Genomic DNA, 21,334 nt, shown 5'->3' with positions numbered 1-21,334 from the left:
GCCCCTCTCCGCCGAACAGCGGAGAGGGGCGGCGATATTCCGATACGCGTACCGAAAGCGATCCCGCGGCAATCCTTGCGGGCCGGTCCTACTGTGCCAGCGCCGGCACCGGCTGGCTGAGCAGCTGCGCGCAGCGCAGCAGACCCAGGTGGCTGTAGGCCTGCGGATGATTGCCCAGCGAGCGCTCCGCCACGGGGTCGTACTCCTCGCTCAGCAGCCCGGTCGGCCCGGCCACGTCCACCAGCTGGGCGAACAGCGCCTCGGCGTCGGAGCGCTTGCCGATCAGCAGGTACGCCTCCACCAGCCACGCCGCGCACAGGTGGAAGCCGCCCTCGCCGCCGGGCAGGCCGTCGTCGTGGTGGTAGCGATACACCGTCGACCCGCTGCGCAGCTCCGCCTCGGTCGCCACCACCGTGGCGGCGAACCGCGGATCCGACGGTTCGATCAGCCCGCTCAACCCGATGTGCAGGGTGGCCGCGTCCAGGTCGGTGCCGTCGTAGGCCGCGGTGTAGGACTGCACCTCGTCGTTCCAGCCCTTGGCCTTGACCTCGTCGGAAATGGTGTCGCGCAGCTCCAGCCAGGCCGGATCGACCCCGCGGTGGAACTTCTCGGCCAGCCGCAGCGCGCGGTCGACGGTCAGCCAGCCCATCACCTTCGAGTACACGTGGTGGCGGGGGTTGCCGCGGATCTCCCAGATGCCGTGGTCGGGTTCGCGCCAGCGCCGCTGCACCGCGGACACCATGGCGCGCACCAGTTCCCAGTCCCGGTCCGGCAGCGCCTTGGCGGGATCGGTGATGCCCTTGCGCTCGCGGGCGTCGGCGAGGGCGGCGATGAGATCCACGATCGGCCCGAACACGTCGAGCTGGACCTGCATGTTGGCGGCGTTGCCGATCCGCACCGGACGCGAACCCGCGTAGCCGGGCAGCTGGTCGAGCACGGCCTCCGGCGGCAGCGTCTCGCCGTACAGCGTGTACAGCGGGTGCAGGCGTTCCGGACCGGCCAGTGTCTCCAGCACCCGGTGCACCCACTCCAGGAAGTCCTCGGCCTCGCCGATCGAACCCAGGCTGACCAGCGCGTGCGCGGTCATCGAGGCGTCGCGCAGCCAGCAGTAGCGGTAGTCCCAGTTGCGGACGCCGCCGATATCCTCCGGCAGCGAGGTGGTGGCCGCGGCCATGATCGATCCGGACGGCGCGTGCACCAATCCGCGCAGGGTGAGCGCGGACCGCTTCATCAGGTCCGGCTTCAGCGGCGGCAGCTCCAAGCTCGCCGACCAGTCCCGCCAGTAGTGCTCGGCCTCGCGGCGGCGCTCCGGCTCGCTCACCATGGCGGGTGCGAGATCCGAGGTGCCGCAGCGCATTTCCAGGACCACCGCGCCGCGCGAGGGATCTATCACGGCGTGCGCCGTCTGATGGATACCCTCCTCGACGATCTGCCACTCGACGCCCGGCGACCGCAGCACGATCGGATCGTTGGTGCCGTGCACGCGCAGACCGGCCGGCTCGCGCTCGAGGTTGACCGGCACCTGGCCGAACTCCGGCCGCGGCGCGAAGGTCACCACGGCGCGGGCGTCGCCGGTGATCACCCGGGTCAGGTCGGAACGCTCCGCCGGGATGTCGTGCGCCAGATAGTCGACGACCTGCAGGCTGGCCCAGCGGGTTTCGACGGTCATGGTGCCGTCGACGTAGCGCTGCGACAGCGGCAGCCCGGGACGCTCCGGGGCGATGGTGAAGTGCCCGGCCTCCGGCCCGCCCAGCAGGTGCGCGAACACCGCCGCCGAATCCGGTTCCGGATGGCAGAACCAGGTGATCGTGCCGTCGGGGGTCACCAGTGCCTTGGATCGGGGGCCGGCCAGCATGGTCAGCCGTTCGATTCGCGGGGCCGAGGCACCGGCCAGCCAGGTGCGCCGCTCCTCGAGCAGGAACGCCAGGGCCTTGGCCACCTCCTCGGTGCTGGCCACTCGGTATCCGGCGCGGCTGTCGCCGTCGCCCACCTTGATGCCGACGTCGGGGCCCGACAGCCGCGCGAACGCCTTCTCGTCGGTGACGTCGTCGCCGAAGAAGACCGCGGCCGAGGCGCCCTCCTGATGGCGGATTATATCGAGGGCGGCGCCCTTGTCGGTCTGTATGACCGCCAGCTCTATGACCTCCTTGCCCTCGGTCACCTGCACGCCGACCCAGCTCGCCGGGCCCTGCCGGGCCTGCTGCAGCGCGCGACGTCCGACCTCGGGGGAGGCGTTGCGCACATGCAGCGCCACGCTGGCGGGCTTGATCTCGACCGTGACGCCCGGATTGTTCGCGGCGATGCCGTTCAATCCGTTCTGCACCTCGCGCAGTAACTGTCTGGCGTCGTTGTCGATGGCATGGACGAAGCCGACGTCGAATTCCGAACCGTGGCTTCCGATCAGCTGTACCTCGACCGGCAGCCGGGACAGCGCCGCGAGATCTCGCAGCGCCCGGCCGGAGATGACGGCCGCCGTGGTGGCGGTCAGGCCGGCGAGCGCGCGCAGCGCGCTCACCGATTCCCGATGGGGATAGGCCTTCGCGGGGTCGGACACGATGGGCGCAATGGTCCCGTCGTAGTCCGAAGCGACCAGCAGCCGGGGCATCCGGGCTACCGCCGACAAGGCACGGCGAAGTTCGTGTGGCAGATCCTGTGCGCTCACGCATCCAACCTAGTGATCGGAGGAGTTTTTTCAGGGCGCGAGAAACTCTACTGGGTAAGGTTTGCTCGCCGGTTCGCGCAGTGATACGAGACGTTTACGTCCGCCTCGCAGCGCGCATCCCCGATTGTGCGGGCTTCTGCCGTAGGTTGGCCGGTTTGCCACGCGGGTCGTCGGGCAAACCTAGCCGGATTCGGAGGCGAGCAGCAGGTCGACGGTGAGTTCCAGGCGTTCTGTGACGTCGGTCGCGGACGCGCGGCGGGTCAGCCAGGCGACCAGGTTCGACAGCCACACGTCGCTTATCACCCGGGCGATGGCGAGGTCGCGCTCCGTGGGCTCGTCCTCGTTCAGGGCGCGGGCGAAGAACCGGTCCATCACCCGGCCGACCCGGTCGACCTCGGCGGCCGCGGAGGCGTCGGCGAACATGAACGCGCGCGTCATCGCCTCGGTCAGTAGGGGGTCGCGCTGCATGGCCCGGGTGACCTGCGTGAGCATCAGGTGCATGCGTTCCCGGGGGGTTTGTCCGGCCAGCGGCTTGCGTTTGCTCTCGAACTGCTCGAACTCGCGGGCCAGGGCCGATACCAGCAGGTGCACCTTGGACGGGAAGTACCGGTACAGCGTGCCGACCGCGACATCGGCGCGCTCGGCGACGGCACGCATCTGGACCGCGTCGTAGCCGCCCTTCGAGGCCAGCGCCAGGGTCGCGTCGAGGATCCGCTTGCGGCGCTCCCGCTGGGCGGTCGAGCTGAGCTCGTCTTCGCTGAGGGTGGACACCGGTACCGCGCGCGAGCGCGCTTCATTCGACGCTGCGCGCGGACGGTCTTTGCTCCGCGCCCCCGAGTCGCCTGACTGCTCTCGGGAGGGACTGGCCATTGGTGAAAGTCCTTTCCTGCAAACGTCGTTTACCGCGCCTGTGCCGCCGGTGCTGCGGATGACGAGCGTGTCTTGACTTACGCCCGACGTGGCTATTAGAACATGTTCTAGGTGTGGGAGTCACGCCGGAAAGGCGGTATGGAGTGTGACCATCGCCACCACTGACGAGCATAAAGCCGTCCAGGAGTCGATGCGCGGATGGGCCTCGGCGGTCCGGCCGATTGCAACGATGCGCAGCGGATCGCCGGGTTATTGGCGTGAGTTCTGGCCGAGTCTGGTGGGGCTCGGCATCTTTCGTGTCGCCGTGTCCGAGGACGCCGGTGGTGCCGGCGGTTCCGTCGGTGATCTGGCCGTGCTGATCGAGCAGGCGGCACACGATCTGGTGGGCGGGCCGGTCTCCGCGACCGCGCTCGCCGGCCTCGTCACCGGCGGGGCCTTGCCGGAGGATGTGCCCTGCGGCGTCGCACTGGGCGAACCGGTTGCGGTGCCGGACAGCGGAACCGGCGCCGTGGAGCTGACCGGGACCTGGGATACGGTGCTGGGCGCGGCCGAGGGTACCGCCGTGCTGCTCCCGGTCCGGCGTGCGGGCGTGGAACACCTGTGCCTGGTCGAGCCGGGTGCCGAGGGGGTGCGGATCGAGGAATTGCCGCCGCTCGACGCCAGTACCCCGCTGGCGCGGGTGGACTGTGCCGGCGTGCGGATACCGGCCGATCGGGTCTTCGAAACCCCGCATGCGGTAAGGGATCTGGTCGCCGCGCTGGTTGCCGCGGAGCTGTCCGGGATCGCCGGCTGGTGTCTGGAGACGGCCGCCGAGTACGCCAAGGTGCGCGAGCAGTTCGGGCGCCGGATCGGCGAGTTCCAGGCGGTCAAGCACATCTGCGCGTGGATGCTGTGCCGGACCGAGCAGATCCGCGCGGTCGCCGCCGACGTGGCGACGGCCGTGGACAAGCGCAGCGACGAACTGCCGCTGGCGTCCGCCATCGCGATGTCGATAGCCCTGGACGGCGCGGTCGAGACCGCCAAGGACTGCATCCAGGTGCTCGGCGGCATCGGGTTCACCTGGGAGCACGACGCGCACCTGTACCTGCGCCGGGCGGTGGCGCTGCGCCAGCTGCTCGGCGGCGGGTCGGTGTGGCGTGCCCGGGTGACCGAGCTGGTGCGTGCGGGCCGGCGGCGCACCGTGGGCGTGGATCTGGGTGCGGGTCCGGACGCCGACGGCGGGGTCTGGGACGCCGTGGGTCTCGACGCGGCCGGCGCCACCGAGCTGGCCGCGGACCTGGCCCGCATCGCCGCCCTGCCGCAGGAGCAGCAGCGGGCCGCGCTCGTGGACACGGGGCTGCTCGCGCCGCACTGGCCGCCGCCGTACGGCCGCGGCGCCGGGCCGATCCTGCGCACGCTGATCGACGAGCAGGTGCGCACCGCCGGAATCACGGTGCCGGACATCCAGATCGGTAACTGGGCGGTGCCCACGCTGCTGCAGCACGGCACCCCGGAGCAGATCGAGCGCTTCGCGCAGCCGACGCTGCGCGGCGACGTGGTCTGGTGCCAGCTGTTCAGCGAGCCCGAGGCCGGATCGGATCTGGCGGCGCTGCGCACCACCGCGACCCGGGTCGACGGTGGCTGGACGTTGCAGGGCCAGAAGGTGTGGACCTCCTTGGCGAAGAAGGCGAACTGGGCGATCTGCCTGGCTCGTACCGATGCGAACGTTCCGAAGCACCGCGGAATCAGCTACTTCCTGGTCGATATGAGCAGTCCGGGCCTCGAGATCCGGCCGCTGGTGCAGATCACCGGGGAGGCGAGCTTCTCCGAGGTCTTCCTGGACGAGGTGTTCGTCCCCGACGACTGCCTGGTCGGCGAGCTGGGCGCGGGCTGGAAGATCGCCCGTTCCACCCTGTCGTCGGAGCGGGTCGCCATGGGCGGCAACGGAATCGGCGAGGCGCTGGAGGCGGTGATCGCCACCGCGCCGAGTTCCGGGCCGGGTGCCGAACTGGTCGCCGACCGCATCGGCGATCTGGTGTCGCAATCGGTTTCCGGATTGTTGCTGGAGACTCGCGCGGCCGAGCGAATGCTGGCCGGAATTGATCCGGGACCGCAGAGCAGCGTGCGCAAACTGGTCGGTGTCCGGCACCGCCAGGCGGTCGCGGAATTCGCCGTGGAAATCGCCGGTGTCGCGGGCGCGCAGGAATCCGAGCTGGTGAAAGAATTCCTGCTGACACGCTGTTTATCGATCGCGGGGGGTACCGAGCAGATCCTGTTGACCGTGGCCGGCGAACGGATTCTCGGGCTCCCGCGCGAATCGCACGGCTAAGTCCCACACCTCACACGGGAGCATTGCATTGGACTTCAACAGGGACGAGAGCCAGGACGCGGTCGCCGAGGTTGTTGTGAGTTTGCTGGAGCGCAACACCGAACGCGATGTCGAATTCTGGCCGAGACTCGTCGACAGCGGCCTCCTGGCGGTCGCGCTACCGGAGCGCTACGGCGGCGACGGCATGGGACTGCCGGAGGTTTCCGCCATGCTGACCGAGCTGGCCACCGACGCCGTGCAGGCGCCGGCGCTGGCCACGTTCGGGTTCGGGGTGCTGCCGCTGGTCGGCCGGGCGCCGGAGGCGTTGGCGGAGAAGGTCTTTCCGGCGGTCTCCGAGGGAGCCGTGCTCACCGCGGCCCTGCACGAGCCCGGGGCGCCGTTCGCCGCGCGGCCGAAGACGACCGCCGTGACCGACGGCGACGTGGTGCGGATCAGCGGAAACAAGGTGGCCGTGCCGTACGCCGATCGGGCCCGCTGGCTGCTGATCCCGACCGATTCCGGGGTGGCCGTCGTGGACGCCGGCACACCGGGCGTCACGCTGCGGGAGAGCCCGGCCTCCACCGGTGCGCCGGAATTCTCGGTGCGGCTGGAGCAGGCCGAGATCCCGGCGGCACAGTTGCTGGCCGAGGGCGCCGGTTCGGCGGTGCTCGACGACCTGCACCGGCTGGCGCTGGCGTCGATCGGCTCGGTCGCCGACGGGCTGCTGAAGGGCGTGCTGACGCTGACCGCCGAACACGTGCGGACCCGGCATCAGTTCGGCCGGCCGCTGGCCGAATTCCAGGCGGTGGCGCAGCAGATCGCCGACGTCTACGTCATGTCCCGCACGCTGCACGCGGCCGCGGTGTCGGCGAATTGGGCACTGGCCCAGGAGGATCCGAGCCCCGAGCACCGCGAGCGCACCGACGACGACCTGGACGTGCTCGCCTACTGCGTCGCCTCGGATCTGCCTGCGGCCATGCAGAAATGCCATCACCTGCACGGCGGTATCGGCGTGGACATGACCCATCCGCTGCATCGCTACTACTCACAGGCCAAGGACATCGCCCGCTGGCTCGGCGGCGCGTCGTTCCGGCTGGATCGATTGGGAGCCAGATGTTCATCGACCTAACGGCCGAGCAGCGCCGGCTGCGTGACGAATTGCGCTCGTACTTCGCCGATCTCGTGACTCCCGAGGAGGAGGCCGAGATGTCGGTGAACCGGCACGGCGACGCCTACCGCGCGGTGGTGCGGCGCATGGGCGGCGACGGCCGGCTCGGCGTCGGCTGGCCCAAGGAGTACGGCGGGCAGGGCTTCGGGCCGCTCGAACAGCAGATCTTCTACAACGAGGCGGCGCGCGCCGACGTGCCGCTGCCGCTGGTGACGCTGATGACGGTCGGCCCCACCCTGCAGCAGTTCGGCACCGAGGAGCAGAAGAAGAAGTTCCTGCCCGCGATCCTGTCCGGGGACGTGCATTTCGCGATCGGCTATTCCGAGCCGGAAGCGGGCACCGACCTGGCCAGCCTGCGCACCAGCGCGGTGCGCGACGCGAACGGCGACTGGATCGTCAACGGGCAGAAGGTCTTCACGACCGGCGCGCACGAGGCCGACTACGTGTGGCTGGCCTGCCGCACGGGGACGGCCGAGTCGCGGCACCGCGGTATCACGATCCTCATCGTGGACACCAAGGATCCGGGCTACACGTGGACGCCGATCATCACCTGCGACGGCGCGCACCACACCAACGCCACGTACTTCGACAACGTGCGGGTGCCGGCCGAGATGCTCGTCGGCGAGGAGAACCGCGGCTGGAAGCTGATCACCACCCAGCTCAATCACGAACGGGTGAGCCTGGGGCCGTCCGGCAAGATCGAGCAGCTCTACAACCGGGCCAAGGACTGGGCGCGCGAGCAGGGCGTGCTCGGGGAGCCGGACGTGCGGCGGATGCTCGGCCGGATGCACGCCATGGTCCGGCTCAACGAACTGCTGAACTGGCAGGTGGCCGCGAATGCCGACCGTATGGAGAGCGATCCGAACGGCGTGATCGCCGACGCCTCGGCGACCAAGGTCTACTCCACCGAGTCGCTGCAGGAGGCCGGGCGGCTGGCCGAGGAGATCGTCGGCCGCTACGGCGATCCTGCCGACCCGGCCACCGCCGAGCTGCTGGGCTGGCTGGACCGGCGCACCAAGCAGAACCTGGTGGTGACCTTCGGCGGCGGCGTCAACGAGGTCATGCGTGAACTCATCGCCACCGCCGGGCTGCAGCTGCCGCGCGTACCGAGATAGGAGTTTCCCGTGCCGGAAACCATGACAGCGGAACAGATCGCCGCCGCCGGTGAGCGGATCATGCGGGAGGGCGAATGCGCGCCCCGGGTGGCCCGCGATCCGGTGAACCAACCCATGATCAACAACTGGGTCGAGGCCATCGGCGATGCCAACCCGATCTACGTCGACGAGCAGGCCGCGCGCGACGCGGGACATCCGGGAATCGTTGCGCCGCCGGCGATGGCGCAGGTGTGGACGATGCCGGGACTGCACGGGGCGCGGCCGGCGGACGATCCGATGAACGCCGTGAACGACCTGCTCGATGCCGCGGGCTACACCTCCGTCGTGGCTACCAACTGCGAGCAGACCTACCATCGGTACCTGCGGGTCGGCGAGCGGGTGCAGGCCCGCACGAAGCTGCGGGATCTGGTGGGGCCCAAGCGCACCGGACTCGGCGAGGGCTGGTTCGCGACCTACATCCTGACCTGGTACGTGGGCGACGAGCCGGTCACCGAGATGGCGTTCCGGATGCTGAAGTTCGCGCCCGGGACAGTGAAACCCGCTCAGCCACAAGATGATTTGAGCAAGCGAGCGCGGCCGACGGTCTCTCAGGACACCGAATTCTTCTGGGCGGGAACCAAGGTCGGCGAGCTGCGCATCCAGCGGCTGCCCGACGGCACGCTGCGGCATCCGCCGGTCCCGGCACTGTGGGAGGACAAGACGAAGGCGACCGACTACCTGGTCGCCTCCGGTCGCGGCACGGTGTTCAGCTACGTCGTGCACCACGCGCCGAAGGTGCCCGGGCGGCAACTGCCGTACGTGGTCGCGCTGGTCGAACTGGAGGAAGGCGTGCGGGTGCTCGGTGAGCTGCGCGGCGTCGAACCCGATGCGGTCCGGGTCGGGCAGCCGGTCGAGGTGGCCTTCGAGAAGCTCGACGACGACAACACCGTGCCGTACTGGCGCGCCGCGAGCGACGGGTACGGAGGCGGCAGCTCGCGTGACCACGGAGGGCCCCGGGAGCGACGCCGGTCAGGAGGAGAGATCGCATGACATCCACTGTGGACCCGGGCGCCGTGCGGGTGGGCACGGTGCTGCCGGAGCTGACCATCCACGCCGACCCGACGTTCGTAGTCAGTACCGCCCTGTCCACCAGGGACTTTCAGGACGTGCACCACGATCGGGACAAAGCGGTGGAGCGCGGTTCGAAGGACATCTTCGTCAACATCCTCACCGATACGGGGCTGGTGCAGCGGTTCGTCACCGATTGGGCCGGGCCGAAGGCGATCGTGAAATCCCTTGCGCTGCGGCTGGGTGTGCCGTTGTACGCGGGCGACACCCTCACCCTGTCCGGCACCGTGACGGCGGTCGAGGGAGGCGAGATCCAGATCGAGGTGATCGGCCGGGACAGCCTGGGCGACCACATCACGGCGAAAGCCGTTATCGCACTGGAGGAGAACGCGCGTGACTGACTCGGGACTGAGCGGTAAGGCCGCGATCGCGGGCATCGGCGCCACCGACTTCTCCAAGGAGTCCGGGCGTAGCGAGCTGCGGCTGGCGGCGGAGGCGGTCACGGCCGCACTGCACGACGCCGGGCTGAAGCCCGCGGATGTCGACGGGCTGACCACCTTCACGATGGATACCAACACCCAGGCCGCGGTGGCCCGGGCGGCGGGTATTCCGAATCTGAAGTTCTTCAGCAACATTCCGTTCGGCGGCGGGGCGGCGTGCGCGACCGTGCAGCAGGCGGCGATGGCCGTCGCGACCGGTGTGGCCGATGTCGTCGTCGCCTACCGGGCGTTCAACGAGCGCTCCGGGCACCGGTTCGGCCAGTTCGCCACGCATCTGGCGACGGCGGCGACCTCATCGGGCGTCGACGCCGCCTGGGCCTATCCGCAGGGCCTGGGCACGCCGGCCGCGCAGGTCGCGATGGTGGCCCGCCGGTACATGCACGTATACGGCGCCACCAGTGCGGATTTCGGCCGGATCGCGGTCGCCGACCGCAAGCACGCGGCGGTGAATCCGGCGGCGCACTTCTACGGCAAGCCGATCACCCTGGAGGAACACCAGAACTCCCGCTGGATCGCGGAGCCGTTGCATCTGCTGGACTGCTGCCAGGAGACCGACGGCGGCGTGGCGATCGTGGTGACGAGCGTCGAACGGGCCCGCGACCTGCCGGGTAAACCAGCCGTAATCGCCGCCGCCGCACAGGGTTCCGGTGCCGACCAGTACGTCATGACGAGCTACTACCGTGACGCCATGACGGGCCTGCCCGAGATGGGCCTGGTCGGCGATCAGCTCTGGTCCCAGAGCGGCCTGCGCCCCGAGGATATGCAGGCGGCCATCCTCTACGACCACTTCACGCCGTTCGTGCTGATGCAGCTGGAGGAGCTCGGCTTCTGCCCGCGCGGCGAGGCCAGGGACTTCATCGCCGACGGCGCCATCGAGGTGGGCGGCCGCCTGCCCCTGAACACCCACGGCGGCCAGCTCGGCGAGGCCTACATCCACGGCATGAACGGCATCGCCGAGGGCGTCCGCCAGATCCGCGGCACCTCGGTGAACCAGGTCGACGGCCTGGAACGCATCGCCGTCACCGCGGGCACCGGCGTCCCGACCTCGGGCCTGGTCCTCACCGCCGGTTGATTTCGCCCCACCGGCCGCACGTCCCCGATGTGCGGCCGGTGCGCGACGCCCTGATCGCGGCCACGGCGCCGGTGCACGGTATGACCGTGGTGACCAGGAATGCCGGGGATTTCGAGGCGACCGGGGTACCGATCGTGAACCCCTGGCTGCCTGCCGCAGGCCCTTTTCCGTGAAATACGACCGGAACGATCCGCCCAGGTTTTACCGAGAGTCCGAATCGCGAGTATTTCGAATTCGATCGGGAACGCTTCCCGTGTGCACCGGAGAATAGGCGCGACTGGTTCCGGTAGGGGCCGCACGGCCGCCGAGCCGGTGCCGTGTACCGTCCCGCACAGGCATGTCGAGGCGGCGAACCGGCCGTTCGCCTCGGTTACCGGCCCGTCCGATCGGTTGTGCCGGAGACGTATTTCCGCGCAGTCGAATTGTGCACGATCACAGTTTTTCCGGATATTGATCATTTGCGGGTCCTATGGCTGGAATTCCGGTACCCCGGGTGTCACCATTTCCCTCCTGGCGAACCATTCGGCATGTAACGATATGGGCTGCTCGAGCAGTACCGAAGTTTCTGGGAGATGTCCGTGAGCGTGGTGGGTGCGGCGATACCGCGCGCGATCGGGCTGATCGCGCTGCTGGTTCTCGCGGTCGTCACGCTGCGCGGATACATCCCGGGAACGGGTGGGCCGCGCGCGGTTTCACCGCCGTCGGCGGTCACGGTCGCCCTGATGCCGGTGCTGTCGCTGGTTTCGGTGGTGATCCTGCTGGCCGGCGTGATCACCAGCCAGCACCGGCTCCCGCTGTCGCTGCCGGATCAGGACCGCGATGCCGGCCCGCAGCCGGGGCGGTTGCGCCGACTGGGCCTGGCTCTGCTGGTCCTGCTGGCCGTCATCGCCTTGTTCGCGGCCGCCGCGTGGGCGTTGTACCTGGTGACGGGCGGATCCCGCACCGAGGTGCGGCAACCGCCGGCCGGTGCGACGCCGACGGCACCGGTGGAGACGCCCCCGCCGACGCCGAAGCCGTTCTCCGGCACGCCGGAACTCGGCGACGGCGCCATGACGCTCGTCGCGGTGTCGGCGGCCGCGTTGGTCGCGACGGCGCTCATCGGCTTGGTCGTCGTCGCCGTCGGCACCCACGCCCGCCCGGCAGCGCAACCCGTTGTGCCCGACCATGTTCCGGCGGATCCCGGGGTCTCGCTGGCGCAGGTGGCCGAGATGGGCCTGGCCGCGATGATCGCCTCGGGCCAGGACGCCCGCACCGCGATCATCGCCTGCTACGGCGCCATGGAACGCGGCCTCGCCCAGGCCCGCGAGGTGGCGCCGCTGATCTCCGACACCTCGTCCGAGGTGCTGGCCCGCGCCTTCGAGCGCGGCGCCCTGCACGACGCGTCCGCCCGCGAACTGGTGGCGCTGTTCGAGGAGGCCCGCTTCAGCCCGCACGCCATGCTGGAATGGCAACGGATGCGGGCCGAGCAGCTGTTGCGGATCGTGCTGAACGACCTGCAGGGGGCGCGGCTGTGAACGATTCCACTCCGGTGACGGTGTCGCGCTGGGTCGTTGTCGGCGGCGCGATCGCGGTGGTCGCGCTGATCGAGGTGATCGGGCTCGGTCATCAGCGCGACGTGCTGCTCGTGCTGGCGGGTGCGCCGGTGCTGGGTGCGCTGGGCCTGCTGCTGTGGTCGCTGGTCGACCGGTCCCGCCCGAAACCACGCGCGGACCCCGCCGACGACGAGATAGACAACGGCCCGGCGGAGACGCTGCGCAACTGGCATGCCCGCGCCGAGATGGTCGCCGACCGCGCCGACGGCTCGCGGGCCGATTGGGACCGCCACCTGCGCCCCTTGCTGGCCAAGGAGTTCGAGCTGTCCAGCGGGCACCGGACCGCCAAGAATCGCCGCGCCACCGAGACCGCGGGCAAGCTGCTGTTCGGCGAAGAGCTGTGGCGGTGGGTGGATCCGGCGAATTCGGCGCTGCGCGATCAGACCACCCGCGCTCCCGGCCGCGCGGCGCTGGACGAGATTCTGCGCCGCCTGCAATCCATGTGAAAAAGGTAGAGATGAGTGCGAGTGCGAATATGACGACGCCACCGATGGACGCGACCATCAAACGCACCGAGGCGGTGTTGCAGGAGATTGCGCGCGTCGTCGTCGGCAAACGAGAAGAGCTACAACTGATCATGGTCGCGGTGTTGGCCGGCGGCCACGTCCTGATCGAGGACCTACCCGGTCTGGGCAAGACACTCATCGCCAGATCCTTCTCCGCCGCTTTGGGTTTGCAGTTCACCCGGGTGCAGTTCACCCCGGATCTGTTGCCCGCCGACCTGATCGGCTCGACCATCTACGACATGCATTCGGGCCGTTTCAATTTCCGCCGCGGCCCGGTGTTCACCAATATGCTGCTGGCCGACGAGATCAACCGCACACCGCCCAAGACCCAGGCGGCGCTGCTGGAGGCGATGGCCGAGGGGCAGGTCAGCATCGACGGCGAAACCTTCCCACTGCCACAGCCTTTCATCGTGCTGGCCACCGACAACCCGATCGAGTACGAGGGCACCTACCCGCTGCCCGAGGCCCAGCTGGACCGCTTCGCCGTGCAGTTGCGGCTGGGCTATCTGTCCGAACAGGACGAGACCCAGATGATCCGCCGTCGGCTGGAACGCGGTTCGGTGCCGCCGCAGGTGGGTCAGGTGGTGGACGCCCAGGGGCTGATGGAGATGCGGCAGGCCGTCGAATTCGTCACCGTACACCCGGATGTCGTCACCTACGTGGTGGCGCTGGCCGCCGCGACCCGCGGCCACCCGCAGGTGGAGGTCGGCGCGAGCCCCCGCTCGGAACTGGATCTGGTGCAGATGGCCCGCGCCCGCGCCCTGCTGCTGGGCCGCGACTACGTGGTCCCCGAGGATGTGAAGGCCCTGGCCGTACCGGCCCTCGCACACCGCATCACGCTGCGCCCCGAGATGTGGGTGCGGCGCATCCGCGGCGAGGACGTGATCGCCGAGCTGCTGCGCCGGCTGCCGGTGCCGCGCGCCACGGTCACATGAGGCATCGCGATACCAGCTCGGTCGCCGAGACCGAATTGCGGTGGCGCCCCGCGCCGCTGGTGTTCATGCTCGCCGGTGCCGCGGTACCGGCGCTGGTGCTGGCGGTGGTGCTCGGCCGCTGGCAGCTGGTCGTGTTCGCCGCGCCGATGCTCGGTGTGCTGGCGACGGCGCCGTGGCAGGTGTCGCGCACCAGGATTCAGGTCGACGGGGCCGGCGCGCTGCGCTGCTTCGAGTCCGAGGAGGTGGTGATGAGTGTCGCCGCCTTCGTGGAGGACGGGCACGCGCTGCTGCGCTGCCGGCCCGAGGACAGCAGCGGGATCGACGTGCGGGTCGAACAATCCGTGGATTCCGGTCCGGCGCCCGCCGGTCTGCGGCTGGCGCTGTCCACCGGGCGCTGGGGCCGCTACCCGATGACCGTGCGCGTCACCGCACTCAGTCCGGCCGGGCTGAGCGTCGCCTCGGCATCGCTGCCGGCGGGCGAGGTATACGTGTACCCGATCGCCGATCCGCAGCGAATCCGATTGCCGCGCACCGATTATCCCGAACGCATCGGCACCCACCTGACCCGCCGGCACGGTCCGGGCGTGGAGTACGCCGACATTCGCGCCTACGCGCCCGGCGATCAGCTGCGCACGGTGAACTGGCCGGTGAGCGCGCGCCGCGGCCGGCTCTACGTCACCGAGCGGCTCACCAATCGAGCCGCCGATGTCGTTGTGCTCGTGGATAATTCGCTCCAGGCACCCGGACCGGCGACGGATTCGCTGGAACTGTCGGTGCGCGGCGCGGCGCAGGTCGCCCAGTCGGCGCTGCAGGCCGGCGACCGCACGGCGGTGGTGTGCCTGGGACGGGCCCCGCGTTGGTTGCGCCCCGATATCGGCCGCCGCCAGTTCTATCGCATCGTCGACACGGTGCTCGAGGTCGGCGACGAGCACATCCCGACCTCCGGCACGCTCGCCCCGTACGCGGCCGTCCCACTGGGCGCGATCGTGGTGGCGTTCTCGACGCTGCTGGACACCCAGTTCGCGCTGGCCCTGATCGACCTGCGCAAGCGCGGGCACGTCGTCGTGGTGGTGGATGTACTGCGCGGCACCCCGTTCCGCGAACAGCTCGAGCCCACGCTGGCGCGGATGTGGCAGCTGGAGCGGGCGTCGATGTATCGCGATATGGGCACCGTCGGCGTCGACATCGTGGCCTGGTCCGAGGACACCCGGCTGGACCAGATCATGCGGCTGCTGCCGGAACAGCGGCGATTGGTGCGGGTGCGGCGATGACCCGATTTCTCGCCGTACTGTCCGGGCTGCTGCTGACCGTGGCCGTGGCGATCGTGCTGCCGTGGGCGGCGATTCCCGCGGTGGTGCTGGTGGTGGCGGGCTGGCGCCGGCGGGTGTGCGCGGTCGCGGCGGTGTTCGTGGCCCTCGCCGCGCTCGCCTGGGACGACACCGGCGCCCCGGCCGCGGCGGCCACGGGGCTGGTGGCGACGACCTATCTGCTCAATACGGCCACGGTGCACGCTCCGAGCGGCGTCGTGCCGACGACGCTGCCGTCGGTCACCGGCGCGCTGGTCTTCGCGGTCGCCGCCGTCGCGGCCGCATTCGTTCCCCAGCAGCTGGCCTGGGCCCCGCTGGCCGCTCCGATCGTGGTGATCCTGCTCTATGCGCTGGTCATTCACGGTCTGATGAACGACCGGGCGTCCGCCGACGACGAGCCGGCCGCATCGAATGACGCCGCGGCCGGGCGGTGATGTGTGGGACTGGCCACATGACCGGCTTCCGTGACCCTCGCTAAGTACTACGGCTTGTAGTGTCGGAGGGATGTGGATTATTCCGGTCGTTGCCGTGCTCTGCTCCGTCGCCATCGCGATCCTGTTCGCGAATGGTTTCCCGGACGCCGACTAGCTGGTGTTCCGTCACCCCGGCGGGAGTGATTCCAGGCGCCGGGGTGACGGAGTTCGGGGGTTTCCGGCGGTGGGCTCTCAGGCGGTGAAGGTGAGCTTCACGTCGCCCAGAACCGGGGCATCCTCGCGTTCGACGGCGGTCGCGGCGATGGTCAGCTCATTACCTTCCAACCAGATTCGCGAGCGAATTGTTTCCCCGGGGTAGAGCACCCCGGCGAAGCGCGCCCGGAAACCGGTGACCCGCCCGGCATCCGAATTCAGCACGGTGTCGGTGGCAGCCTTGCAGACCAGACCGTAGCTGCACAGGCCGTGCAGGATCGGGTGGGGAAACCCTGCGTCGCGGGCGAATTGCGGATCCGAATGCAGCGGATTGCGGTCACCCAGCATGCGATACAGCAGCGCCTGCTGCGGCAGTGTCGGCGTGGCGACGTCGAAATCCGGTGCCCGGCCCGGCAGTTCGGACTTGCTGCTGGGTCCGCGCTCGCCGCCGAACCCGCCCTCGCCCTTGGCGAAGATGGACGAGCGTTCCGTCCACAGCGGGTCACCGTCCGAGCCGGTGACCGTGGTCTCCCGCATGATCACCGCGGCCGACCCCTTGTCCCAGACCTCACTGATCCGGCCCGAGCTGGTGGCCTTGCCGGTGGCCGGGATCGGCTGGTGCACCACGATCTCCTGGCTGCCGTGCACCACCTTCGACAGCTCGATCTCCACGCCCGGGTAACTCACCTTCGGCGGTTCGGTCTCCCGCAGTGAGTGCGCGACGGTCGCGAACGTCGGCAGCACCTGCGGCGCCTGGTCGTCGAGATAGCGCAGCTCACCGGGATCGGTCCACCGGGCACCCGCACCCAGGCCCAGGTGATAGAGCTGCACGTCCGACGGCGTCCACGCGAACTCCAGCGTCGGAAGCGCCGCTCCGAGTGCGACTTTCGGATCGATCGGCATTGTTCTCCTCAATCCCTCGATGCGCCACCGAGCCGGGCGCCGAGTAGGTTCTGCTACTTGCCCGCCGTCTGACCGGCCGCCGCCTGCCGCGAGCGCTCGACGATATCCAGCACCGCCAGGTAGCCGAAGGCGAGTGCCGGGCCGATGGTCGCGCCGGGTCCGGCGTAGGTGTGGCCCATGACCGGGGTCGAGCAGTTGCCGGAGGCGTACAGGCCCTCGATCGCCGAACCGTCCTCGCGCAGCACCCGGCCGGCGGTATCGGCGACCAGGCCGCCCTTGGTACCGAGGTCGCCGGGCACCATCTTGGCCGCATAGTACGGCCCCTGCACCAGCGCGGCCAGGCACGGATTGGGCTTCACCGTCGGATCGCCGTAGTACCGGTCGTAGTGGCTGTTGCCGCGGCCGAAGTCCTCGTCGGTGCCCTTGTCGGCGAAGGTGTTGAACCGGGTGATGGTGGCGGCCAGATTGTCCGCGGGAACGCCTATCCTACCGGCCAGTTCCTCGATACTGTCGGCCTTGACGATGTTGTCGTCTTCCATCCACCGGGACGGAAAGCGCTGGCCGGGCTGGAGCGCGGCGAACAGGTACCGATTGCGGTAGCGCTGGTCGAACACCAGCCAGGTGGGGAGGTTCTCACCCGGGCCCTCGCCCTGCCCGTACTCGCCGCCGTACATGGTGTGCACGGCCTCGACGTAAGGAGCGGACTCATTCCCGAATCGCTTCCCGTCGGCGTTGACCATGATCGCACCGGGCAGATTCCGCTCGGCCAGCGCGAACCACGGCCGGCCGGGGCCCTTGAAGATGGTCGGCCCCCACCAGGCGTCCTCCATGAACCCGACGGCGCCGCCGGCCTCCATGCCCGCGACGATGCCGTCGCCGGTGTTGGCGGCCGCGCCGGTGGTCCACTCGGTCGTGATGGGCTGGCGCTGGTACTTGGTGCGCATCTCGGCGTTGTGCTCGAAACCGCCGCTGGCCAGCACCACGCCGTGGCGCGCGGTGAAGGTGACGGGCTTGCCGTGCTCCTGGGCCTCGACGCCGGTGACGACGCCGTTCTCGATGACCAGCTTGGTCATCGGCGTATTCAGCAGCAGCGGCACGTTCGCGTCCAGCAGCCCCTTGCGCATGGCGGCGGCGATGGCCTGGCCCATGCCCAGGATGTGCTTGCCGGTGAACTTGGCCCAGTAGGTGCGCGCGCCGACGCGCATGGCCCGCAGCATGCCCTTGGGATGGCGGCGGATCAGGTTCAACCGGACGAAGTCGGCCTGCATGATCACGACGTTGAGCGGGGCCTTGGAGTACGGCGGTTCCAGCTTGAACCGCTCCTCGCCGAGGACCTTGGCGTCGAACGGCTTGGGCTCGCAGGAGCGGCCCGCGCCGAGCCCGCCCGGGGCCTCCGGGTAGTAGTCGGAGTATCCCGGCACCCACTTCAGCTTCAGCGGCGTGTGATCGAGGACGAAGTCCAGGGCCTCGGCGCCGCGGTCGATATAGGTGTCGATCCGCTCCTTGGGCACCACGTCGCCGATGATGCTGTGCAGGTAGCGGCGCGCCTCCTCGCGGTCGTCGGGCCGTCCCGACGCCTTCAGCGCCTTGTTCCCGGGAATCCACACGCCGCCGCCGGAGCGCGCCGTGGACCCGCCGTAGTGAGCGGCCTTTTCGATGATCACCGCGCGCAGCCCGTGGTGGGCGGCGGTGAGCGCGGCGGTCATCCCGGCGGCACCACTGCCGACCACCACCACGTCGTAATCCCGATCAGTCATGTAGAACACGTTATAGAATCAGTACAGGTTCGGTCTATATTGGTCTGGCAGAAGGCTCGACTGGCGCCGGTTTTCCCAGGAAAACTCGTTTCAGTTTGTGGTCCTCTTGCCGACCGGGGCCCCAGTGGAAGGAACAAGCGTGCTGTCCGACGCGGTACGGAGTGAACTCGCCAAGGAGCTCGCGGTCGCCGAGCGCGACCGGGTGCCGATCGACCCGCTGGTCGCACGGCATGCCGAGATCGATGTGGTCGACGCCTACGAGATCCAGCTGATCAACATCCGGCAGCGGCTCGAGGGCGGCGCGAAGGTCGTCGGCCACAAGGTGGGGCTGTCGTCGAAGGCGATGCAGCAGATGATGGGCGTGGACGAGCCCGACTACGGCCATCTGCTGGCGGAGATGCAGGTCTTCGAGGACGTGCCGGTGGATACCACCCGGTACCTGTACCCGCGGGTGGAGGTGGAGGTCGGCTTCGTGCTCGGCAAGGATCTGCCGGGCGAGGAGTGCACCGAGGCCGATGTGCTGGACGCGACCGTCGCCTATGCGCCCGCGATCGAGCTGATCGATACCCGCATCAAGGAATGGAAGATCGCGCTGTGCGACACCATCGCCGACAACGCGTCGTCGGCGGGCTGGGTGCTCGGGCCGGAGCGGGTGGACCCGAAGCTGCTGGACATCAAGAACATCGACGCCCGGCTGACCCGCAGCGGTGAGGTCGTGGCCGAGGGGCGCAGCGATGCGGTGCTCGGCGATCCGACCATCGCGGTGGCGTGGCTGGCCCGCAAGGTCGCCTCGTTCGGGGTGCGGTTGAAGGCCGGCGACATCGTGCTGCCCGGCTCCTGTACCCGCGCCATCGACGCCCGTCCGGGTGATGCCTTTCACGCCGAGTTCGCCGGACTCGGTTCTGTCCGTTTGAATTTCAGCTAGGAGTCTTCATGGCCGCGAAGGGAAAGGTTGCCGCAGCGATTGTGGGCTCGGGCAACATCAGCACCGACCTGCTCTACAAGCTGCTGCGCTCGGAGAAGATCGAGCCGCGCTGGATGATCGGGATCGACCCGGACAGTGAGGGTTTGAAGCGCGCCCGCGAGCTGGGCCTGGAGACCTCGCACGAGGGCGCCGACCGGCTGCTGGCGCTGCCGGAGAAGCCGGAGCTGCTGTTCGAGGCCACGTCCGCGTACGTGCACCGGGAGTATGCACCGAAGTACGAGGCGGCGGGCATTCGGGCCATCGACCTGACCCCGGCGGCCGTGGGTCCCGCCGTGGTGCCCCCGGTGAACCTGAGCGACAACCTGAATACGCCGAACGTGAATATGATCACTTGCGGTGGGCAGGCGACGATTCCGATCGTCGCGGCCGTCTCGCGGGTCGTCGACGTGCCCTACGCGGAGATCGTCGCGTCGGTGTCGTCGGTGTCGGCCGGTCCCGGGACGCGCGCCAACATCGACGAGTTCACCAAGACCACCAGCAAGGGTGTGGAGACCATCGGCGGTGCCCAGCGCGGCAAGGCGATCATCATCCTCAACCCGGCCGAACCGCCGATGATCATGCGCGACACCATCTTCTGCGCGATTCCGGAGGATGCCGACACCGCCGCGATCGCCGAGTCGATCCACCGCATGGTCGCCGACATCCAGCAGTACGTGCCGGGCTACCGGCTGCTCAACGACCCGCAGTTCGACGAGCCGTCGGTGGTTTCCGGTGGGATGGCGAAGGTTTCGGTGTTCGTGGAGGTGGAGGGTGCGGGCGACTTCCTGCCGCCCTACGCCGGCAACCTCGACATCATGACCGCCGCCGCCACCCGGGTCGGCGAGGTCGTCGCCGATCAGATCGTCTCGGTACGGGTCTGAGCGGTCAGTGCCTGGCGGCGGCAGCATGCGTAACCACGTAGGGCACCCGCTCAGGCCCCATCGGACACAGCCCTAAGGAGCACGACATGCCTTACAGCAATCTTCTCGACATCCGCGTCACCGATACCTCGCTGCGGGACGGGTCGCACCACAAGCGGCACCAGTTCACCACGACCGAGGTGCGCGACATCGTGAGTGCCCTCGACAAATCCGGCGTGCCGGTGATCGAGGTGACGCACGGCGACGGACTGGGTGGTTCCTCGTTCAACTACGGATTCTCGAAAACCCCTGAGCAGGAACTGGTCACGATCGCGGCGCAGACCGCGAAGCAGGCCAAGATCGCCGTGCTGATGCTGCCCGGCGTCGGCGTCAAGGAGGACATCAAGGTCTCCCAGGACAACGGCGCCTCGATCGTCCGCATCGCCACGCACTGCACCGAGGCCGACGTCTCCATCCAGCACTTCGGCCTGGCTCGGGACCTCGGCCTGGAGACCGTGGGCTTCCTGATGATGTCGCACACCCAGCCGCCGGAGGTGCTGGCCGAACAGGCCCGCATCATGGCCGACGCGGGCTGCCAGTGCGTCTACGTGGTCGACTCCGCGGGAGCCCTTGTGCTGGAACAGGTTTCCGACCGCATCTCGGCCCTGGTCGACGAGCTCGGCGACGACGCCCAGGTCGGCTTCCACGGCCACGAGAACCTGGACCTCGCGGTCGCGAACTCCGTCTACGCCGTCCGCGCGGGCGCCAAGCAGATCGACGGCAGCGCACGGCGTTTCGGCGCGGGCGCGGGCAACACTCCGGTCGAGGCGTTCGTCGGCGTCTGCGACAAGATCGGCGTCAAGACCGGCATCGATTTCTTCGACATCGCCGACGCCGCCGAGGATGTAGTCCGCCCCGCCATGCCCCAGGAATGCCTCCTCGACCGCCAGTCCCTCATGATGGGCTACGCGGGCGTCTACTCCAGCTTCCTCAAGCACGCCGAACGCCAGGCCGAACGCTACGGCGTCTCCGCGGCGGAGATGCTGGTTCGCGCCGGCAAGCGCAATTTGGTTGGCGGGCAAGAGGACCAGCTGATCGACATCGCTTTGGAACTCCAGCGGGAACAGCAGGCCGCTACAGCCTGAGTCGTCTCCGCAGTCGGC

At 69.2% G+C, this 21,334-nt stretch carries 19 protein-coding genes; 15 read left to right on the top strand and 4 right to left on the bottom strand.

What is annotated here, in order from left to right:
• Positions 1-88 precede the first annotated feature (88 nt).
• Together otsB and kstR are read right to left on the bottom strand one after the other, a co-directional pair.
• On the bottom strand, positions 89-2,662 hold the full coding sequence (gene otsB, locus D892_RS0108800; RefSeq protein ID WP_024800885.1) for a trehalose-phosphatase: 2,574 nt from the start codon (positions 2,660-2,662) through the stop codon (positions 89-91).
• Between the two features lie 180 nt (positions 2,663-2,842).
• A complete protein-coding gene (kstR, locus tag D892_RS0108795; RefSeq protein WP_024800884.1) occupies positions 2,843-3,532 on the bottom strand; it encodes a cholesterol catabolism transcriptional regulator KstR in 690 nt (229 codons plus the stop codon).
• Between the two features lie 145 nt (positions 3,533-3,677).
• On the opposite strand from kstR, the gene D892_RS0108790 reads away from it, so the two are divergent.
• The 12 genes from D892_RS0108790 to D892_RS0108735 all read left to right on the top strand — a co-directional run bounded on the left by D892_RS0108790 (position 3,678) and on the right by D892_RS0108735 (position 15,495).
• Positions 3,678-5,840: an acyl-CoA dehydrogenase gene (locus D892_RS0108790; RefSeq protein WP_024800883.1), complete on the top strand. Its 2,163-nt coding sequence runs from the start codon at positions 3,678-3,680 to the stop codon at positions 5,838-5,840.
• A gap of 28 nt (positions 5,841-5,868) precedes the next feature.
• Positions 5,869-6,948 carry an acyl-CoA dehydrogenase family protein gene (locus tag D892_RS0108785; protein WP_024800882.1) on the top strand — a complete coding sequence of 360 codons (1,080 nt, stop codon included), beginning with the start codon at positions 5,869-5,871 and terminating at the stop codon, positions 6,946-6,948.
• Positions 6,933-8,102, top strand: coding sequence for an acyl-CoA dehydrogenase family protein (locus D892_RS0108780; protein ID WP_024800881.1), 1,170 nt, complete (start codon positions 6,933-6,935; stop codon positions 8,100-8,102). Before D892_RS0108785 ends, D892_RS0108780 begins: the two co-directional genes overlap by 16 nt.
• 21 nt (positions 8,103-8,123) lie before the next feature.
• A complete protein-coding gene (locus D892_RS0108775; RefSeq protein WP_024800880.1) occupies positions 8,124-9,131 on the top strand; it encodes a bifunctional MaoC family dehydratase N-terminal/OB-fold nucleic acid binding domain-containing protein in 1,008 nt (335 codons plus the stop codon).
• A complete protein-coding gene (locus D892_RS0108770) occupies positions 9,128-9,550 on the top strand; it encodes a MaoC family dehydratase (RefSeq protein WP_024800879.1) in 423 nt (140 codons plus the stop codon). Before D892_RS0108775 ends, D892_RS0108770 begins: the two co-directional genes overlap by 4 nt.
• Positions 9,543-10,721: a lipid-transfer protein gene (locus tag D892_RS0108765; RefSeq protein WP_024800878.1), complete on the top strand. Its 1,179-nt coding sequence runs from the start codon at positions 9,543-9,545 to the stop codon at positions 10,719-10,721. Before D892_RS0108770 ends, D892_RS0108765 begins: the two co-directional genes overlap by 8 nt.
• Positions 10,718-10,894, top strand: a complete 177-nt coding sequence (locus tag D892_RS46490; protein WP_156959433.1) for a hypothetical protein — start codon at positions 10,718-10,720, stop codon at positions 10,892-10,894. The genes D892_RS0108765 and D892_RS46490 overlap by 4 nt, the downstream gene beginning before the upstream one ends.
• Before the next feature lie 399 nt (positions 10,895-11,293).
• On the top strand, positions 11,294-12,235 hold the full coding sequence (locus tag D892_RS0108755; RefSeq protein WP_024800877.1) for a DUF4129 domain-containing protein: 942 nt from the start codon (positions 11,294-11,296) through the stop codon (positions 12,233-12,235).
• The gene (locus D892_RS0108750; RefSeq protein WP_232236028.1) at positions 12,232-12,759 is read left to right on the top strand and encodes a hypothetical protein; all 528 of its coding nucleotides are present in this window, start codon (positions 12,232-12,234) and stop codon (positions 12,757-12,759) included. The genes D892_RS0108755 and D892_RS0108750 overlap by 4 nt, the downstream gene beginning before the upstream one ends.
• A 44-nt stretch (positions 12,760-12,803) precedes the next feature.
• A complete protein-coding gene (locus D892_RS0108745) occupies positions 12,804-13,754 on the top strand; it encodes a MoxR family ATPase (RefSeq protein ID WP_024800875.1) in 951 nt (316 codons plus the stop codon).
• Positions 13,751-15,025: a DUF58 domain-containing protein gene (locus D892_RS0108740; protein ID WP_024800874.1), complete on the top strand. Its 1,275-nt coding sequence runs from the start codon at positions 13,751-13,753 to the stop codon at positions 15,023-15,025. The genes D892_RS0108745 and D892_RS0108740 overlap by 4 nt, the downstream gene beginning before the upstream one ends.
• Entirely contained in the window at positions 15,022-15,495 is a 474-nt protein-coding gene (locus tag D892_RS0108735) for a hypothetical protein (RefSeq protein ID WP_024800873.1), read from the top strand. The genes D892_RS0108740 and D892_RS0108735 overlap by 4 nt, the downstream gene beginning before the upstream one ends.
• A 231-nt stretch (positions 15,496-15,726) precedes the next feature.
• Here D892_RS0108735 and D892_RS0108725 read toward each other — a convergent pair whose 3' ends face one another.
• Both D892_RS0108725 and kstD read right to left on the bottom strand, forming a co-directional pair.
• On the bottom strand, positions 15,727-16,590 hold the full coding sequence (locus D892_RS0108725) for a MaoC/PaaZ C-terminal domain-containing protein (RefSeq protein ID WP_024800872.1): 864 nt from the start codon (positions 16,588-16,590) through the stop codon (positions 15,727-15,729).
• Between the two features lie 53 nt (positions 16,591-16,643).
• Entirely contained in the window at positions 16,644-18,356 is a 1,713-nt protein-coding gene (kstD, locus tag D892_RS0108720) for a 3-oxosteroid 1-dehydrogenase (RefSeq protein WP_024800871.1), read from the bottom strand.
• A 130-nt stretch (positions 18,357-18,486) separates the two neighbouring features.
• Between kstD and D892_RS0108715 the strand changes: the two genes are divergently transcribed.
• The 3 genes from D892_RS0108715 (at position 18,487) to dmpG (ending at position 21,316) form a co-directional block, all read left to right on the top strand.
• Positions 18,487-19,272, top strand: a complete 786-nt coding sequence (locus D892_RS0108715; RefSeq protein ID WP_024800870.1) for a 2-keto-4-pentenoate hydratase — start codon at positions 18,487-18,489, stop codon at positions 19,270-19,272.
• Between the two features lie 8 nt (positions 19,273-19,280).
• The gene (locus tag D892_RS0108710; protein WP_024800869.1) at positions 19,281-20,192 is read left to right on the top strand and encodes an acetaldehyde dehydrogenase (acetylating); all 912 of its coding nucleotides are present in this window, start codon (positions 19,281-19,283) and stop codon (positions 20,190-20,192) included.
• An 86-nt stretch (positions 20,193-20,278) separates the two neighbouring features.
• Positions 20,279-21,316, top strand: a complete 1,038-nt coding sequence (gene dmpG, locus D892_RS0108705; protein ID WP_024800868.1) for a 4-hydroxy-2-oxovalerate aldolase — start codon at positions 20,279-20,281, stop codon at positions 21,314-21,316.
• Positions 21,317-21,334 lie beyond the last annotated feature (18 nt).

The sequence above is a fragment of the Nocardia sp. BMG51109 genome (genome assembly GCF_000526215.1).
Lineage (GTDB): Bacteria > Actinomycetota > Actinomycetes > Mycobacteriales > Mycobacteriaceae > Nocardia.
The sequence above is the reverse complement of the archived record's forward strand: the minus strand, read 5'-3'. Positions and strand labels throughout refer to the sequence as shown.